Below are 16,914 nucleotides of genomic sequence, written 5' to 3' on the forward strand. Positions count from 1 at the left end.
AACCGACTATTTACCTATCGCTGCACCTTCACGACGAGGGTCAGCAGCCCCTTCTAAGCCATCTTTAGTGATACGAATAGCGTGTAAACCAGAGTTAAGATCGCGAATATTGACCTCAAATCCCATCTTTTCTAGCTCAGGTTTGAAGTTTTCGGCTGAGGTACCTTTTTCTAGATCTAAGGTACCAAAACGATTTAGGAAGTGTGGTTGGTTGATCGCTTGCTGAATATCCATATCCCACTGTGTGTGAGCGATGATTGCCTGTGCAACATAACCTATGATGCGGCTGCCACCCGGAGAGCCAATCGCCATATAAGGCTTGTCATCTTGCATAATGATGGTTGGCGCCATCGAAGAGCGTGGACGCTTGCCCGGTTCTAGGCGGTTAGCAATAGGCTTACCATCGTTATGAGTTTTGAATGAGAAGTCGGTTAATTCATTATTAAGTAGGAAGCCTCTCACCATTAAGCGCGAGCCAAACGCATTCTCAATCGTAGTGGTCATGGACACGACATTGCCATCGCTATCGACGATATTGAAGTGGCTGGTGGAAGGAAGCTCAATCGAGATATCTTGGCTTCTTTGCATCGCGTGATCCCAAGGTGGGGTGCCTGATGGCGCGCTCTTTAATGCTTTTCCTGCAATGATCAGCTGTGCTCGTTCTTTTAGGTAGTCAGTATTTACTAACCCTTGTGTTGGCATTGGCACGTAATCTTGGTCTGCCATATACATACCACGGTCTGCAAAGGCTAGGCGAGAAGCGTCTGCTAACACTTGCCAAGATTTTGCATCGTTTGGTCCCCAAGATTTGAGATCAAACTGCTCAGTCATTGCTAAGATTTGTCCGACAGTGAGCGCTCCTGAGCTTGGTGGTCCCATGCCACAGATATCGTAGCTTTCATAAGCGGAACATACTGGCTCACGCTGCTTGATAGAGTACGCGTCGAAGTCTTTTTGCGCTAAGACACCGGGATTCCCCTTGGCAGTTTGTACTGTGTTGATGATATCTGCAGAGATTTCACTTTGATAAAACGCTTTGGCACCGTCTTTGGCAATAGCCTCTAGTGTTGCGGCGTACTCTGGGTTTTTAAGAAGAGTTCCTGCGGTTTTCGGGCTGCCATCGGCATTGAAGAAGTAGGCCTTGGTGGTGGCAAAGCGGCTAAGGCGCTGTTGATCATTAGCAATCAATGTCGCTAAGCGCGGGCTGATGGTAAAGCCTTTTTTCGCCAATTGAGCGACGGGTTCTATCAGTGACGCCCACTCCAACTTGCCGTATTTTTGGTGAGTGTCCCACAGCAATTGGACAGTACCTGGGGTTCCAACCGATCGGCCGCCAACAACGGCATCGTAAAATTTAAGGGGCTTTCCATTTTCGTCTTGGAAAAGGCGAGGGGTCGCATCTAGTGGTGCTGTTTCACGGCCATCGTAGGTCTTTAGCTGTTTGGCTTCGTTATCAAAATAGACTAGGAAGGCACCTCCACCAATTCCAGACGATTGTGGTTCAACCAAGCCAAGCATTAGCTGCACCGCAACCATGGCGTCTACTGCGTTACCACCACGCGCAAGTACGTCAGCGCCTGCTTGTGTTGCCAGTGGGTTGGCTGCTGTGACCATCCAATCGTTGGCTTTGACGAGTTGCTTGGCTTCTAAACCACTACTTTGTTCTGGGGCGACGGAATCGGCAGCTTGATTTGCCCAACTGACGTGAGAGGCAAAAAGTAGGGTAGAAGTGGCGAGGGTTGTTAGTTTTGTTTTCCACTGCATGATCTTCTCCTTTTCATATGCAGAGCTAGATTGGCAGTGGAAATGATATTTAGCCAGTACGTTGTTAACGAATTGTAATCTTGATTCTAATTTAGGCGATCAATGATGAAGCCGATTGCCATAAGATACTTAAACCTATCATGCTGAATAGCGCGCCACACAAGCCATCAATGTAAACGGTCGCTTCATGCAGTTTTTTCTGAAGTGCTTTGGTTGAAAGCATCCAAGCCAATAGTGAGAACCAAAATAGCGACAGACCAAACAAGATAAGTAGCGCAAAGCCTTTGCCCGACAGAGACATATCTGCAGGAACTAAGCTCGACATCAAGCTGATAAAAAACACTAACGCCTTTGGATTGAGGATATTAGTGGCAAAGCCTTTAGAGAATGCTTCACGTTTGTTGGTCAGAATAAGATCTTTCGAGTTGAGCGCTTGATTGTCGTCATCATGACTTTGAATCGTTGCCCATGTTGCTTTGAGAGCACCATAGCCCAAGTAAAGTAAGTAGCTACCACCGGCTAACTGGATAATCGCAAATAGGGTTGGTTGCTGGTGGACCAGGTAGCTGATGCCCGTCAAGCTCAGTAATGAGTGAAGTAAAATCCCACACGACAAACCTAGCGCGATGTACAAGCCTGTCTGCCTACCGTGACGTGTGGCATTTTGGACCACAAGCGCAAAATCAGGACCGGGGCTCATTAAAGCAATAAAGTGGATAGAGGCTAGGGTGATAAGGATGGTGATTTCGTTCATTGTCTAATCTCGATAACGCTTAGCTAGATTCTAACTGTTGTTGGTATATGGGTTAGCTTACCTAGATCTCACACAGAGCAATTGTAAATAATCAACACTCAGTTGATTTGTGAAGGCGGGACACCAAAGGTTGTCTTGAAAGCCTTTGAGAAATGCGCTTGATCGTAGAAACCAACTTGATGCGCCACGTCAGTACCACACACACCTGATTTGATGAGCCTCATGCTCTGCTCCATACGCAAACGACTTAGCCAAGCATAAGGTGTAATGCCCATTTTGTTCTTAAAGTGGCGCTGGAACTGCGTGGTTGATAAGTCACATAGTTCAGAGAGCTGCTCTAAACGTACTGGCTGGTCTAGGTTTGCCATTAAATACTCTTTCAGTGTTTCGATAGATTGATTACCTAGTTGAGTCTCGGTTTTGGATCCAAACTTGGCGTAACGATCCACAATCGTCGAAAATCCTTCAAAAGGGAGGCAGTCTTGGGCGAGTTGGCTGATATTTTGATTGATGAGCAAGCCATGCAAGTTGCGTAGTTGTGAAAAAGCCGCGTGATCAGAAAGGATCAGCTCCGAAAAGCTCAATGTGTGACCGTTTTGGTCGGGATCCGCAAGATCTTGAAACCATTGAGGAGATACTGAGAATACGCTTACCTGATAGCCTGAATCTAGTTTTGAGTGACCATCATGCAGCTCATCTGGTGGCATAATTACTACCTGACCCGCTCCCACATGATGGTTAGTACCCTTATAGACGAATTTTTGCTGTCCTTGGGTAATCAAACCAATGTGAAAGTCCAAATGATAGTGGCGCTGAAAGGCAAACTCTTGGTATTGAGCTTGGATCAGGCTGATATCTTCAGTGGGTGTTGAGTAGTAGTGGACTTTATCCATGGTATAAAAAAGCTTGGTTAAATTATCATCAATCCAACCAAGCTTATCTCTGTATTTCTAAATTGTCTTGTAAAAAACGATCACATCACTGTTGAGTGCGTTTGCTTTTTTTGTTGTGGCGCAGTCCATCAAAGCTGAAGATCACCAGTGCGCCCCAAATAAAGGCAAAGGTGATGGCTTTATCTGTCGTAAAGGCTTCGCCATAAATGAGAACCGCTAATAAGAACATCAAGCTTGGGCCGATGTACTGGAAAAAGCCGAGTGTCGATAGCTTGAGTCGTGTTGCAGCACCAGTAAAACACAGCAGAGGTAAGGTTGTAACGATACCAGCAGCGATCAGCAACAGGTTGAGCGTCATTGGGTTCGCCGCTAAGTCCGATGTTGCACTATCTGCGATAAACAGCAGGTAGATGGCAGCAGCAGGTAGCATCACTAAGGTTTCAATAAATAGGCCGGTCTGTGCTTCGAGGCTGACCTTCTTTCTTAACAAGCCATAGAAGCCGAATGAGAAGGCGAGAGCAATCGCCACCACAGGGATAGAACCGAACGCGACAATTTGAATCAAGACACCAATCGCGGCTAAGCCAACCGCAAACCACTGCAGCTTTCTGAGACGTTCGCCCAAAAAGATCATACCAAGTACCACATTAATTAACGGGTTGATGTAATACCCTAGACTGGCGTCGAGCATGTGGTTGGCGTTGACCGCCCAGATGAAGATTAACCAGTTGGCACCAACCAATAGAGAGGTAGCAACCAAATAAGTCATTTTCGGCTTGGAGGTCAGTGTGTCGCGAACATTTCGCCAGCTGCGGCCAAGGTGTAGTAGAAAAGCGAGTAAGAAAAAAGACCAAACTACACGGTGACTCAGGATCTCTAACGGAGAAACCTCACTTAACGATTTGAAATATATAGGCGCAATGCCCCATATCGTATACGCACCAATCGCAAGCAAAATACCTTGGCGTGTACGCTGTTGTTGTTCTGGTGTCATGAATTATCTCTGGCACAGAGTGCTTATGAATAAGATTTATAAAGAGAGTTGGTCAGTATAGGAGCGTTAGACCGTTTCACCTAATAATTTGCGGTTTTATTCACCACCATTCCCCTCTACAATGTGTCGCCTCGCTTTACTGCTGAGCGAGCTTATTTAACCCCGCGATTAGGATACCCAATGACCGCTACTTTGATTGCAGAACAAACCACCAATACCACCATCAGCGCTCAAAGCGTGCTTGAGGAGGTGTTCGGCTATCAAGAGTTCAGAGATGGTCAGCAAGAGGTGATCGATATGGCGGTGTCCGGGCAAGATAGCCTGGTGATCATGCCAACCGGTGGTGGTAAGTCGCTCTGTTACCAGATTCCCGCGTTAGTGCGTGAGGGGCTCACATTAGTTATCTCGCCACTGATTTCGCTCATGAAAGATCAAGTGGACCAACTCAAGGCCAATGGTGTTGCGGCAGAGTGTATTAACTCCTCAATGCCACGTGAAGAGCTAATTTCAGTCTTCAATCGCATGAACTCAGGCCAATTAAAGATGGTCTACGTTTCACCTGAACGCGTGTTGATGCGTGATTTCATTGAGCGCCTGCAAGGTTTGCCGCTGTCGATGATCGCAGTGGATGAAGCGCACTGTATCTCACAATGGGGTCATGACTTCCGTCCAGAATACGCATCACTTGGTCAGCTTAAGCAGTATTTTCCTCATGTCCCTTATATGGCATTGACGGCAACTGCGGACGATGCGACGCGTAAAGACATTATTCAGCGCTTGCAGCTGGTGGATCCTCACACCTACTTAGGCAGCTTTGACCGTCCTAATATCCGCTATAACCTGGTAGAGAAGCACAAACCGGTTTCTCAAGTGGTGCGTTACCTTGAAACCCAGCGTGGTAATTGCGGCATCATCTATTGTGGTAGCCGCAAGAAGGTAGAGATGGTTACCGAGAAGCTGTGTAACAACGGTATTCGCGCCGCGGGTTATCATGCTGGCATGGATACAGACGAACGCGCTTATGTGCAAGAAGCGTTTCAGCGTGATGATATTCAGATTGTTGTCGCAACCGTGGCGTTTGGTATGGGCATCAACAAACCCAATGTTCGTTTCGTGGTGCATTTTGATATTCCAAGAAACATCGAATCTTACTACCAAGAGACGGGTAGAGCAGGGCGTGATGGTCTGCCTGCCGAAGCGATGATGTTGTACGACCCGGCAGATATGGGCTGGCTACGCCGCATGTTGGATGAGAAAGATGATGGTCCACAAAAGCAGGTAGAGACTCACAAGCTCAATGCGATGAGTGCCTTTGCTGAGGCGCAAACCTGTCGTCGTCAGGTACTGCTTAACTACTTTGGTGAGTATCGTGAAAAGCCATGTGGCAACTGCGATATCTGTCTCGATCCACCCAAGCACTTTGATGCGACCGAAGAAGCGCAGAAAGCGCTGTCATGTGTGTATCGAGTGAACCAGTCCTTTGGTATGGGATATGTGGTTGAAGTGATGCGCGGTATGCAGAATATCCGCGTTCGCGACAATGGGCATGACAAGCTTTCTACTTACGGTATTGGTCGTGACCACAGCCATGACTACTGGATCAGTATCTTCCGTCAGTTAATTCATAAAGGATTGTTGTTCCAAAACATTACCCGTAATTCTACGTTGCAGCTGACTGAAGAAGCGCGCCCGCTGCTACGCGGAGAAATGACGCTAGAATTGGCAGTGCCACGTCTGGATACTGCTGCGCGCAGCGCGAAGTCGGATAAACTCAGCAGCAAGAACTACGATAAGAAGCTGTTTGCTAAGCTACGCAAGCTACGTAAGTCGATTGCTGATGAAGATGGCTTGCCGCCTTACGTTGTCTTTAGTGATGCCACACTGATCGACATGGCGGAAATTTTGCCAACCTCTTACGGTGAGATGCTTGCAGTGAACGGTGTTGGCCAGCGTAAACTCGATAAATATGCTGATCCGTTCCTTGATTTGATTCAAGAACATATTACCAACCACGGTTAAAGCCCCCGAAATCATAAATAGAGAAGTAAAATGGAATTTGGACTGAGAGAATATCTTGCTGAAGAAGGTCGACTGCTAATTACCACGCCAAGCTTTGACTTTGACACCTTTCCTGAATTAGGAGAGAAGCTCGTTGCGCTGCTTTCTGCCAGTGTGATTGAAAAGCAGTGGGATGCGGATATGCACTCTTGGCTGGTGGATTTTGAAGGGTGTCAGTTGTTCCTGAAGTCAGAACATTACAGCGAGTCAGTTTGGTTTGAGTCTCTGAGCCCAGAGGCGAGTCGAGAAGAGTTCGATTATCTGGCTTCTCTGTTTAAACGTGGCTTCTAATTCTACTCCCACGGAATCACTACTGAAATGAAGAAATGTTAGGGATAAACGTTTGCGTTTATTCCTCTCATTGCAGTCAAAATTGATTAATGTATAATCGCCCGCCGCTCAATAGAGCAAAGTTAAACAGATTTTTTATTCACATTATTGGTAAGAGCCTTGTTCATGATATATGAATAAGTCACTCGATTTGGGTTCCCTCACCCCCAAACCAAACTAAAAAGGTACCGCATGAGTAACTTTACGCCTGCGCAACAGCGCAAAGCTCTAGCCCTGCTAGTTCTATTCCACCTGATCATTATTGCATCAAGTAACTACCTTGTTCAGCTGCCTTTTACCATCTTCGGTATGCATACCACATGGGGCGCGTTCACTTTCCCGTTTATTTTTCTAGCGACCGACCTGACCGTACGTATTTTCGGTGCTCAGTTAGCGCGTAAAATCATCTTCTTGGTGATGTTGCCTGCACTAGCGGTGTCGTACTTCCTATCGGTTGTGTTCTTTGAAGGCCAGTTCCAAGGCTTTGCACAGCTTGGTGAGTTTAACTTGTTTGTTGCCCGTATCGCAGCTGCAAGTTTTATGGCGTACCTGCTAGGTCAGATTCTTGATGTGCACGTATTTAACCGTCTGCGCCAACTGAAACAGTGGTGGATTGCACCGACATGTTCAACCTTATTCGGTAACGCAATTGATACCATCGCTTTCTTTGCGATTGCTTTCTACCAAAGCCCAGATCCATTCATGGCTGAACATTGGACTGAGATTGCTCTGGTGGACTATGGCTTTAAGTTGGTGATCAGCTTAGGTCTGTTCGTACCGATGTACGGTGTGTTACTGAACTATATCGTGAAGAAACTGACGGCGGTTAACCCTAGCTTTAAAGCTACCGGTGTAAACGCTTAGGTGAAGCGATGAATTGAGATAAATAAAAGGCCCTCTTATGTGAGGGCCTTTTTAGTATAAATCCTAATTTAACCGTTATGATTCAGCGATGACCAGTGGCCAGCCAATATCGGTTTGACGGTTGGCTTCAATCTCTAGCTCTGCTGCGGTAAGCGGATTACTCGCAAGCCACTGCTGATTAATGGTGAGTGTCAGGTTATCGCCTTCCGCTTCAAGCGTTACTTGTGGCTCAAGCTCTGGATTACGACGGTGAGTCAGCAAGATAGCAAGCCTTAGTAGACGCAACACACGCTTGGCACTGGTGCCTGAAATTGCATGTTGTTCTGGTAATGATGTTAACTGCTCACGGTAACGACGACTTAGCTCGCCAAGGAAGTGCTTCTGCGCACGTGTAAAGCCTGGTAAATCGAGATGCTGAAGCAAGTAAGCACTATGCTCACCACCCTTCTTAAAATCGATAGTGAGACCAATCTCATGCAGTTTGGCTGCGGTTTGTAGCATGACGAGAGCTTGAGGCTCTACAATCCACTCACTGCTGCCAGCCTGTTGGTACAGAGACTCAGCCAACTGAGAAACTTGCTCAGCGTACTGAGTGTCCATCTGGTAGCGAGACTGAACACTCGCAATCGTACGTGCACGAATGTCATCTTGGCGCAGCTCATCAACCATCTCATACGCTAGGCCTTCGCGCAGTGCGCCACCGGCCAGTGTCATTGAGTCGATCTCAAGCAGTTCAAAAATCGCAATCAGAATAGAAAGGCCGCTTGGGAATACCAAAGCGCGCTCTAGAGTTAGACCTTCTATCTCTAGTTCTTCTAAACGTTCGGCGATCATCGCTTGCTTTTGCAGACGCTTAAGCTTGGCATGAGTAATAACCTCATCCATGCCTTGCGCTAGCATGATCTCTTGCAGAGCTTGTACTGTGCCGCTCGCGCCCACACACACATCCCAACCTAGCTTGGTGTAGCTCTCTAGGATTGGCTCTAGTGTCGCTTTAGCAGCATCAATTGCGTGCTCGAAGTTGCTTGCCGTCAGTTGGCGATCTTTAAAGTGGCGCTCTAACCATGTCACGCAGCCCATTTTTAGGCTAGTTAGTGCTTTGGCAGAGAAACCTTCACCGATAATCATCTCGGTGCTTGCGCCACCAATATCGACCACTAAACGACGACCACTACCACCCGAGGTGTGTGCTACACCTTTATAGATGGTCGCAGCTTCTTCTTCACCAGAGATAACATTAATGTCGTGACCAAGGATCTGGTTCGCTTTCTCTAAGAAAATATCCACGTTGGTTGCGGTACGCAGGGTAGCAGTACCTACGATGCGGATGTTTTCAGTAGGAATATCTTGAAGTCGCTCAGCAAAGAGACTCAAACAATCCCAACCTCGCTGCATAGCCTCTAAGCTAAGAGCATTATTTTCATCTAAGCCGGCAGCTAAACGAACTTTGCGCTTAATCTTGGCCATGGTTTGGACGCTGCCATCGATATGACGCACAACGAGCATATGAAAACTGTTCGACCCGAGGTCGATAGCAGCGTATAGCGGGGGTGACACTGTTTGAGTCATAGGCGTTTAAGCTTCCTTGTTATGACGCGGCTGGCGTGGACGACGGTTTTGGTTCGGCTTACGGTTGCCGTTACGAGAACCACCGTTGTTTGAGCGGCGCTGTTGCGGGTTACGCGTGCGCAGGCGCAATGGTGCTGGCAGATCTTCAATAAGTGCCGAAGCATCGTAGTCAGAAACTGGGATTGCGTGCTCAATGTACTCTTCGATTGTTGGAAGGTTAATTGCGTAATCTTCACAAGCGAAGCTGATTGAGTGACCACTTGCACCAGCACGGCCAGTACGACCGATACGGTGAACGTAATCTTCACAATCGTCCGGTAGGTCGAAGTTGAATACGTGAGTTACTTGAGGAATGTGTAGGCCACGTGCCGCAACGTCGGTTGCAACCAATAGGTCAACTTCACCCTTAGTGAACTGCTCAAGGATTTTTTCACGTTTCTTCTGAGGAACATCACCCGTTAGTAGACCAACACGGTGACCGTCAGCTGCTAGGTGGCCCCATACAGACTCACACTTGTGCTTAGTATTAGCAAAGATGATTGCACGCTCAGGCCACTCTTCTTCGATCAGAGTTTGCAGTAGTGCCATCTTGTGTTCGTTTGATGGGTAGAACAGCTCTTCTTTGATACGGTGACCAGTTTTACGCTCAGGCTCAACCACAACATGCTCAGGGTTGTGCATGTGCTCAAACGCCAATTCTTGTACGCGGTAAGAAAGCGTCGCAGAGAATAGCATGTTCAGGCGATCTTTTGGCTCTGGCATACGGCGGAACAAGAAACGGATGTCTTTAATGAAACCAAGGTCGAACATACGGTCCGCTTCATCCAGTACAACTGCTTGGATGTGGTTCAGGTTAAATACCTTCTGCTTGTAGAAGTCGATGATACGGCCAGTAGTACCGATCAGAACGTCTACACCGTCTTCTAGCTTGGCTAACTGCTTATCGTAGCTCTCGCCACCGTAGGCAAGTGCCGCTTTAATACCAGTACTCGCGATAAGAGGCTCAGCATCGTTAAAGATCTGAATCGCTAGCTCGCGCGTCGGAGCCATAATAATCGCACGAGGCTGATTTGGCTTACGACCTTCGTGTTCAGGCGTATTTAGCAGGTGGTTAAAGGTAGCAGTAAGAAACGCGAGCGTTTTACCAGTGCCCGTTTGGGCCTGGCCTGCGATGTCTTGGCCGGTGAGCAGTACCGGCAGCGCCAAGGCTTGAATCGGGGTACAATATTCGAACCCTTTTTTCTCCAATCCTTCAATGACTTGGGCGTTTAAATCCAAATCGGCGAACTTTTGCTCTGTGATATGCGTCTTTTTCATAGCTATAGAATATCAGCTTAAGCTTGCAATACGAAAGTAAATACATTCCAATAGGGCATCTATTTACTGGTTATCATCCAACCAGTTCTAAAAAACACATTGGAGTGGAAGATGAGTGATAAGATTTTGCAGCTTACTGATGAAGGTTTTGATAACGACGTAATCAACGCTGCAGGCCCGGTTCTTGTTGATTTTTGGGCGGAATGGTGTGGTCCATGTAAAATGATTGCGCCGATTCTTGACGAAATCGCGGACGAGTACGAAGGCAAGCTCACTATCGGTAAACTGAATATCGACCAAAACGCGGGTACACCACCTAAGTTTGGTATCCGTGGTATTCCAACGCTACTTCTTTTCAAAGATGGTGGCGTAGCAGCAACTAAAGTTGGTGCTTTGTCTAAAACTCAACTGAAAGAGTTCCTAGACGCGAACCTATAATAGGCAAGCAATAAAAAGAAACCGTGCAGTTAACAAATGCACGGTTTTGTTTTTTCTAAGCTATAGACTAGGCTTAGTTTTAGTGATAATTTATCGCACGTTAATTGAACAAATTTCTCTTCTTGGTCGATCCTGTGACCGAATCCCTCTTAACTAGAAAACAGATCTTATTTTGACTAAACAAGCATCCACCACAATGAATCTTACAGAACTGAAGAACAGACCTGTATCTGAACTTGTTAAACTTGGCGAAAGCCTAGGCCTAGAAAACCTAGCTCGTCTAAGAAAACAGGACATTATCTTCTCCATCCTTAAAGCACATGCAAAAAGTGGTGAAGACATCTTCGGTGATGGTGTTCTAGAAATTCTGCAAGACGGTTTTGGTTTCCTACGTAGCGCAGACAGCTCATACCTAGCTGGTCCTGACGACATTTACGTATCGCCAAGTCAGATTCGTCGTTTTAACCTACGTACTGGTGACTCAATTGCCGGAAAGATTCGCCCACCTAAAGATGGCGAACGTTACTTTGCACTGCTTAAAGTAAACACGGTAAACCACGACAAACCAGACAACGCTCGTAACAAAATCCTATTTGAAAACCTTACCCCTCTACACGCTAACGAGCGTATGGTTATGGAGCGCGGTAACGGTTCTACTGAAGACATCACAGCACGTGTACTAGACCTTGCATCACCAATTGGTAAAGGTCAGCGTGGTCTGATTGTTGCTCCGCCTAAAGCGGGTAAGACAATGTTGCTTCAGAACATTGCACAAAGCATTGCTCACAACCACCCTGAGTGTGAGCTGATGGTACTTCTTATCGATGAGCGTCCAGAAGAAGTAACCGAGATGCAACGCCTAGTTAAAGGTGAAGTAGTTGCATCGACTTTCGATGAGCCAGCATCTCGCCACGTACAAGTTGCAGAAATGGTTATCGAGAAAGCAAAACGTCTTGTTGAACACAAGAAAGACGTCGTTATCCTGCTTGACTCTATTACTCGTCTAGCACGTGCATACAACACCGTAGTACCTTCATCAGGTAAAGTACTGACTGGTGGTGTGGATGCAAACGCACTACACCGTCCTAAGCGTTTCTTCGGTGCGGCACGTAACGTTGAAGAGGGTGGTAGCTTAACTATCCTAGCAACAGCACTGGTTGATACTGGTTCTAAGATGGACGAAGTTATCTACGAAGAGTTCAAGGGTACAGGTAACATGGAAATCCACTTGAACCGTAAGATCGCTGAGAAGCGTGTCTTCCCTGCAATTGACTTCAACCGCTCAGGCACTCGTCGTGAAGAACTACTGACGAAGAACGATGAACTGCAGAAGATGTGGATCTTACGTAAGATTGTTCACCCAATGGGCGAAATCGATGCAATGGAATTCCTAATCGACAAGCTAGCGATGACGAAGACCAACGATGAGTTCTTCGACGCAATGCGTCGTCAATAAGTTAGATATCGTTATCTAGAACGATTATGAAGCGCTGCCACTGGTAGCGCTTTTTATTTGCATTTTTGGTGAGTAGCTTGCAGAATAACCAAAAGTGTTACAAGGAAGTTAAAATGCAACATGGACTGTTGTCGTCAATACTCCTGTCTATTTCACTGTTATTTACACCTGTCAGCGTATCGTTCGCGACAGAGATGTCTCCTCAAACAGTCGAAACATGGCTGGAGAATGACCAAGTAAAACAAAAGACCTCAGAGTTTCTAGAGTTAGTGATGCGCGATGAAGTGAACTCATTGCGCTTTGCCCTTGAGCGTCTTACCTTTCCCCAGCAGGAAGTGGCTCGCTTTCAGCTACTCAAAAAGATAGAGCAGCAAGGTATCGTTCTTACTCCTAAGATGTCGATCTTTGTCGAACAACAGCTCGCGATTACCCCTACCTACCAAGTTTTAGAACGTGGTGATGGCTACGAATTTACGGTTCCTGCATTTAACTACCCATCTATTGCTAACCGTCTTATCAAACAGTTCCGCGAAGACCAAAATACCCTGGTATTTGTATTAAATGCTGAAAAGAAAGATCTCGACTTAAAGTCGTGGCTAACAGGAGCGGACCATCAGGTTCAAACGCGAGAAGCATTGTTAGTTCGTGAGCTCGATAGTTTGTCTCCAGAAGCGGTTGATTACCTAGCTAAACAGTTAACCGAGTCGCCAATCGTGAGTTGGTTACCATCAACCGAAGTGGTAGTACGCTTGGCACAAGTCAGCGAAGACCCTGAGGTCTACCAAATCCTGTGGAAGATGAAAGCCGACTATCATAGTCAAGCAGAGCTAGTACGTTTGGCTGAAAGCAAAGAACCTTTCGCATTAGAGCAGGTGATGGCAGCAACTAAGAACCCACGCCTTAAAGAAGAAGCGATCACTTTACTCACAAGAGTGAACCCACTCTCGGAAGAGGTAAAAGCATTTCTAGTCTCTCGCATGGCGATAGCAGACGACGCTTCGTTGGTCGCACGTGAGTTAGCCAAACAAGGTCACACGGGGTGGCTGCAAGACTTAGTTAACGACAACCCACAAGTTAAAAGCTCTGTAATCCAGAAGGTGCTACCGTAACTGGGTTTTAGCTCGCAATAACCTTACTAAAAAGGGGGATCTCAGGATGCCCCTTTTTGTTATACTGCTTGCAGATTAATCAGCATTAGAAGCCCTATGAGTTATAAGGATTTACGCGACTTTATTGATCACCTAGAAGGGATTGGTCAGCTAAAGCGCATTTCTCACCCTGTCGACCCCGATTATGAAATGACAGAGATCAGCGATCGTACATTACGTGCTGGTGGTCCTGCATTGCTATTCGAGAACCCAATTGGCTATAACATGCCAGTGTTGACCAACTTATTTGGTACACCAGAGCGTGTTGCTATCGGTATGGGGCGTCAGGACGTTAAAGAGTTACGCGAAGTAGGTAAGCTACTGGCTTATCTTAAAGAGCCAGAGCCGCCAAAAGGCTTTAAAGATGCGATAGAAAAAATACCGGTCTTTAAGCAAGTTCTAAACATGCCAGCCAAGCGCTTGCGTAAAGCGTCGTGCCAAGAGATTGTTTGGCAGGGTGACGAGGTTGATCTCGATAAAGTTCCGGTAATGAGCTGTTGGGCAGATGACGTTGCTCCTCTATTAACTTGGGGCTTGACGGTTACTCGCGGGCCAAATAAGAAACGCCAAAACTTGGGTATCTATCGTCAACAGAAGATAGGTAAGAACAAGATCATCATGCGTTGGCTTGCTCACCGAGGTGGAGCACTCGATCTTCGAGACTGGATGGAAACAAACCCAGGTAAGCCATTCCCAGTATCGGTCGCGTTTGGCGCAGACCCAGCCACCATTCTAGGTGCAGTAACACCAGTGCCTGATACGCTTTCTGAATATGCGTTTGCAGGTCTACTTCGTGGTAGCAAAACGGAAGTGGTTAAGTCGATTAGCAACAATCTAGAGGTGCCAGCCAGTGCAGAGATTGTGATGGAAGGCTATATCGACCCGAACGAGTTTGCTGATGAAGGTCCATATGGTGATCACACGGGTTACTACAATGAGAAAGAAAAACACCATGTGTTTACCATTACTCATATCACTATGCGTAAAGACCCTATTTATCACAGCACCTACACAGGCCGTCCGCCAGATGAGCCAGCGGTACTGGGTGTTGCGTTGAACGAAGTGTTCGTCCCTATTCTGCAAAAGCAGTTCCCTGAAATTGAAGATTTCTACCTACCGCCTGAAGGGTGTTCATACCGAATGGCAGTAGTGACCATGAAGAAACAGTACCCAGGTCATGCGAAGCGCGTGATGATGGGGGTATGGTCTTTCTTACGTCAGTTCATGTACACCAAGTTTGTACTGGTATGCGATGAGAGTGTTAATGCACGTGATTGGTCTGAAGTCACCGCTGCGATGGCGGAACATATGAGCCCTAAGCGTGACACATTGATGATAGAAAGCACGCCTATTGATTCTCTCGACTTTGCATCCCCAGTTGTTGGCTTAGGCTCAAAGATGGGACTGGATATTACCAAGAAGTGGGATGCCGAGCTTGAGCTGTCTCCTGAAGTTTCTGTAGTAAGTGAAGGAAAGCCTGTATGCGAGCAAGCACTCCAACAGATTAAGCAAGCTCACCCAGAAATCATCAATATCCATCTGCAAAATAACAATAGCAGCATGGTCGTGGTTTCGATTAAGAAAGCGAAGGCGCATCACGCAAAAGAAGTGATGGAAACCATCTGGCAGCAGTTTGCTGATAACAAGTTCGTGATTGTGTGTGATGGCGACGTTAATGTTCGTGATTGGAACGATATTATCTGGGCGATCACCACGCGAATGGATCCGGCGCGCGATACGATTTTTGAATCACAACCATCTTCACTGTCTCGTATGGGATTGGATGCGACGAATAAGATTCAAGGTCAAGAGTGTCGACGCGAGTGGGGCACCCCCATTACAAAAGATCCAAAGATTGTCGAAAAAGTTGATAGTATCTGGGAACAACTAGGAATCTTATGAGCTACCAAGTAGTCTTGTATCCAGAAAATATCACCTTCGATATAGAAAAAGGGCAAACGGTGTTGGATGCTGCGCTCAACAGCAACATTAACTTCCCCAACCGTTGCCAAGTCGGCGCTTGTGCGATGTGCATGTGCAAAAAACTAGAAGGGCAAGTCAGTTACCACCTTGAGCCAATGCTTACAGAGAAAGAGCAGCAACAAGGGTGGATCTTCGCTTGCCAAGCAATAGCAGAAAGTAATTTAGTCCTGACCTTTGCTGATTAAAGGTCTGTGAGAGGAATAGCATGACAATTAAATGTAAAGTGAAGTCTATCGAGCCGTTGGCGTGTAACACGTACCAGATTCTACTTCACCCAGAAACACCAGTAGCATTTAAAGCTGGTCAATACCTTATGGTAGAGATGGGCGAGAAAGATAAGCGCCCATTCTCAATTGCGAGCAGCCCTTGCCGTCACGAAGGTGAACTAGAGCTACATATCGGTGCCGCAGAACATAACGCTTACGCACTCGAAGTGGTAGAAGCTATGCAAAAAGCGCTAGCAGAAGATGGAGATATCGCGATTGATGCGCCTCACGGTGAAGCTTGGGTAAAAGAAGATAGCGATCGTCCACTATTACTAGTAGCTGGTGGTACGGGTTTCAGTTACGTACGTTCTATTCTTGATCACTGTATCGCCCAGAATAGCCAAAAAGAGATTCACCTATACTGGGGTGCTAAAGATGAGCGCCAGCTTTACGCGAAAGCAGAACTAACTGAGATTGCAGAAAAGCACAGCAATGTTCACTTCGTGCCAGTAGTAGAAGACGCACCAGCAGCATGGAGTGGTCAAACAGGTAATGTGCTAGAAGCAATTAACCATAACTTTGAGTCTCTGGCTGATTACGACATCTATATTGCAGGTCGTTTTGAAATGGCAGGCGCTGCAAGAGAACAGTTTACTGAGAAAAAAGATGCGAAACGCGAGCATATGTACGCTGATGCCTACGCATTTATTTAACTAAAAGCGTATTAATTCGTTCAAAAAGAGAGCAGAAATGCTCTCTTTTTTTGGTTTTGATGAACTATTAGGCAGTTAACCCCTATTTATTCAATTTTTATGAAAAAGTAGTTGCCAAGTTCTTAGGTATCTCTATAATGCCGCCTCACTGACACGGCAGGCGCCACAAGGCTTCAGCAGTAATCAGTAAGACGAAAATTCAAAAGAAATTAATTTTCAAAAAGTGTTTGACACTGAATGTTAATTCGCTAGAATGGCCGTCCACTTTGAGAGGTAAGCCTCAAAAAGTAAAGCTCTTTAAAAATTTAAACCTATCAATCTGTGTGGGCACTCGTTGATGAATATCAAAAATGAAACTTCGGTTTCAACTTGATTTCAATGAACTGAGTGACCAATTCGAATCGTAAGATTCGGCACAGTCAATTCA

General features: G+C 46.4%; 15 protein-coding genes. 9 read left to right on the forward strand and 6 right to left on the reverse strand.

The window, feature by feature from the left end:
- Window positions 1–6 precede the first annotated feature (6 nt).
- The 4 genes from ggt to rarD form a co-directional block, all read right to left on the reverse strand.
- Entirely contained in the window at window positions 7–1,764 is a 1,758-nt protein-coding gene (gene ggt, locus VFDL14_RS06955; RefSeq protein WP_032552260.1) for a gamma-glutamyltransferase, read from the reverse strand.
- 91 nt (window positions 1,765–1,855) lie between these two features.
- A complete protein-coding gene (locus tag VFDL14_RS06950; protein WP_032552261.1) occupies window positions 1,856–2,518 on the reverse strand; it encodes a LysE family translocator in 663 nt (220 codons plus the stop codon).
- A 98-nt stretch (window positions 2,519–2,616) separates the two neighbouring features.
- The gene (locus VFDL14_RS06945) at window positions 2,617–3,411 is read right to left on the reverse strand and encodes a helix-turn-helix domain-containing protein (protein WP_032552262.1); all 795 of its coding nucleotides are present in this window, start codon (window positions 3,409–3,411) and stop codon (window positions 2,617–2,619) included.
- A gap of 85 nt (window positions 3,412–3,496) precedes the next feature.
- Entirely contained in the window at window positions 3,497–4,405 is a 909-nt protein-coding gene (gene rarD, locus VFDL14_RS06940; protein ID WP_032552263.1) for an EamA family transporter RarD, read from the reverse strand.
- 180 nt (window positions 4,406–4,585) lie between these two features.
- Here rarD and recQ point away from each other — a divergent pair, with 180 nt between their 5' ends.
- The 3 genes from recQ (at window position 4,586) to VFDL14_RS06925 (ending at window position 7,657) form a co-directional block, all read left to right on the forward strand.
- Window positions 4,586–6,424: an ATP-dependent DNA helicase RecQ gene (gene recQ / locus VFDL14_RS06935; protein WP_032552264.1), complete on the forward strand. Its 1,839-nt coding sequence runs from the start codon at window positions 4,586–4,588 to the stop codon at window positions 6,422–6,424.
- A 30-nt stretch (window positions 6,425–6,454) separates the two neighbouring features.
- A complete protein-coding gene (locus tag VFDL14_RS06930; RefSeq protein WP_032552265.1) occupies window positions 6,455–6,754 on the forward strand; it encodes a DUF3630 family protein in 300 nt (99 codons plus the stop codon).
- 231 nt (window positions 6,755–6,985) lie between these two features.
- A complete protein-coding gene (locus VFDL14_RS06925; RefSeq protein WP_032552267.1) occupies window positions 6,986–7,657 on the forward strand; it encodes a 7-cyano-7-deazaguanine/7-aminomethyl-7-deazaguanine transporter in 672 nt (223 codons plus the stop codon).
- Window positions 7,658–7,732: 75 nt separating this feature from the next.
- On the opposite strand, the gene gppA is transcribed toward VFDL14_RS06925, so the two are convergent.
- Window positions 7,733–9,226, reverse strand: a complete 1,494-nt coding sequence (gppA, locus tag VFDL14_RS06920) for a guanosine-5'-triphosphate,3'-diphosphate diphosphatase (RefSeq protein ID WP_032552268.1) — start codon at window positions 9,224–9,226, stop codon at window positions 7,733–7,735.
- Between the two features lie 6 nt (window positions 9,227–9,232).
- Entirely contained in the window at window positions 9,233–10,543 is a 1,311-nt protein-coding gene (rhlB, locus tag VFDL14_RS06915) for an ATP-dependent RNA helicase RhlB (protein ID WP_032552269.1), read from the reverse strand.
- A 111-nt stretch (window positions 10,544–10,654) separates the two neighbouring features.
- Between rhlB and trxA the strand changes: the two genes are divergently transcribed.
- The 6 genes from trxA to fre all read left to right on the forward strand — a co-directional run bounded on the left by trxA (window position 10,655) and on the right by fre (window position 16,487).
- Window positions 10,655–10,981, forward strand: a complete 327-nt coding sequence (trxA, locus tag VFDL14_RS06910) for a thioredoxin TrxA (RefSeq protein ID WP_032552270.1) — start codon at window positions 10,655–10,657, stop codon at window positions 10,979–10,981.
- A 196-nt stretch (window positions 10,982–11,177) separates the two neighbouring features.
- Window positions 11,178–12,437: a transcription termination factor Rho gene (gene rho / locus VFDL14_RS06905; protein ID WP_032552271.1), complete on the forward strand. Its 1,260-nt coding sequence runs from the start codon at window positions 11,178–11,180 to the stop codon at window positions 12,435–12,437.
- Between the two features lie 113 nt (window positions 12,438–12,550).
- Window positions 12,551–13,546 carry a hypothetical protein gene (locus VFDL14_RS06900; protein WP_032552272.1) on the forward strand — a complete coding sequence of 332 codons (996 nt, stop codon included), beginning with the start codon at window positions 12,551–12,553 and terminating at the stop codon, window positions 13,544–13,546.
- A gap of 96 nt (window positions 13,547–13,642) precedes the next feature.
- Entirely contained in the window at window positions 13,643–15,487 is a 1,845-nt protein-coding gene (ubiD, locus tag VFDL14_RS06895; protein ID WP_032552273.1) for a 4-hydroxy-3-polyprenylbenzoate decarboxylase, read from the forward strand.
- On the forward strand, window positions 15,484–15,753 hold the full coding sequence (locus VFDL14_RS06890) for a 2Fe-2S iron-sulfur cluster-binding protein (protein ID WP_032552274.1): 270 nt from the start codon (window positions 15,484–15,486) through the stop codon (window positions 15,751–15,753). The genes ubiD and VFDL14_RS06890 overlap by 4 nt, the downstream gene beginning before the upstream one ends.
- 20 nt (window positions 15,754–15,773) lie before the next feature.
- Window positions 15,774–16,487, forward strand: a complete 714-nt coding sequence (fre, locus tag VFDL14_RS06885; RefSeq protein ID WP_032552275.1) for an NAD(P)H-flavin reductase — start codon at window positions 15,774–15,776, stop codon at window positions 16,485–16,487.
- Window positions 16,488–16,914 lie beyond the last annotated feature (427 nt).

It is taken from the genome of Vibrio fortis, from assembly GCF_000695685.1.
GTDB classification, from domain to species: Bacteria; Pseudomonadota; Gammaproteobacteria; order Enterobacterales; family Vibrionaceae; genus Vibrio; species Vibrio fortis_A.

Coding starts and splice junctions, on each gene's coding strand:
- VFDL14_RS06890 (WP_032552274.1), top strand. CDS start 15,484: ATGAGCTACCAAGTAGTCTTGTATCCAGAAAATATCACCTTCGATATA.
- rarD (WP_032552263.1), bottom strand. CDS start 4,405: ATGACACCAGAACAACAACAGCGTACACGCCAAGGTATTTTGCTTGCG.
- VFDL14_RS06945 (WP_032552262.1), bottom strand. CDS start 3,411: ATGGATAAAGTCCACTACTACTCAACACCCACTGAAGATATCAGCCTG.
- recQ (WP_032552264.1), top strand. CDS start 4,586: ATGACCGCTACTTTGATTGCAGAACAAACCACCAATACCACCATCAGC.
- VFDL14_RS06950 (WP_032552261.1), bottom strand. CDS start 2,518: ATGAACGAAATCACCATCCTTATCACCCTAGCCTCTATCCACTTTATT.
- trxA (WP_032552270.1), top strand. CDS start 10,655: ATGAGTGATAAGATTTTGCAGCTTACTGATGAAGGTTTTGATAACGAC.
- VFDL14_RS06900 (WP_032552272.1), top strand. CDS start 12,551: ATGCAACATGGACTGTTGTCGTCAATACTCCTGTCTATTTCACTGTTA.
- ubiD (WP_032552273.1), top strand. CDS start 13,643: ATGAGTTATAAGGATTTACGCGACTTTATTGATCACCTAGAAGGGATT.
- VFDL14_RS06930 (WP_032552265.1), top strand. CDS start 6,455: ATGGAATTTGGACTGAGAGAATATCTTGCTGAAGAAGGTCGACTGCTA.
- rhlB (WP_032552269.1), bottom strand. CDS start 10,543: ATGAAAAAGACGCATATCACAGAGCAAAAGTTCGCCGATTTGGATTTA.
- fre (WP_032552275.1), top strand. CDS start 15,774: ATGACAATTAAATGTAAAGTGAAGTCTATCGAGCCGTTGGCGTGTAAC.
- ggt (WP_032552260.1), bottom strand. CDS start 1,764: ATGCAGTGGAAAACAAAACTAACAACCCTCGCCACTTCTACCCTACTT.
- VFDL14_RS06925 (WP_032552267.1), top strand. CDS start 6,986: ATGAGTAACTTTACGCCTGCGCAACAGCGCAAAGCTCTAGCCCTGCTA.
- gppA (WP_032552268.1), bottom strand. CDS start 9,226: ATGACTCAAACAGTGTCACCCCCGCTATACGCTGCTATCGACCTCGGG.
- rho (WP_032552271.1), top strand. CDS start 11,178: ATGAATCTTACAGAACTGAAGAACAGACCTGTATCTGAACTTGTTAAA.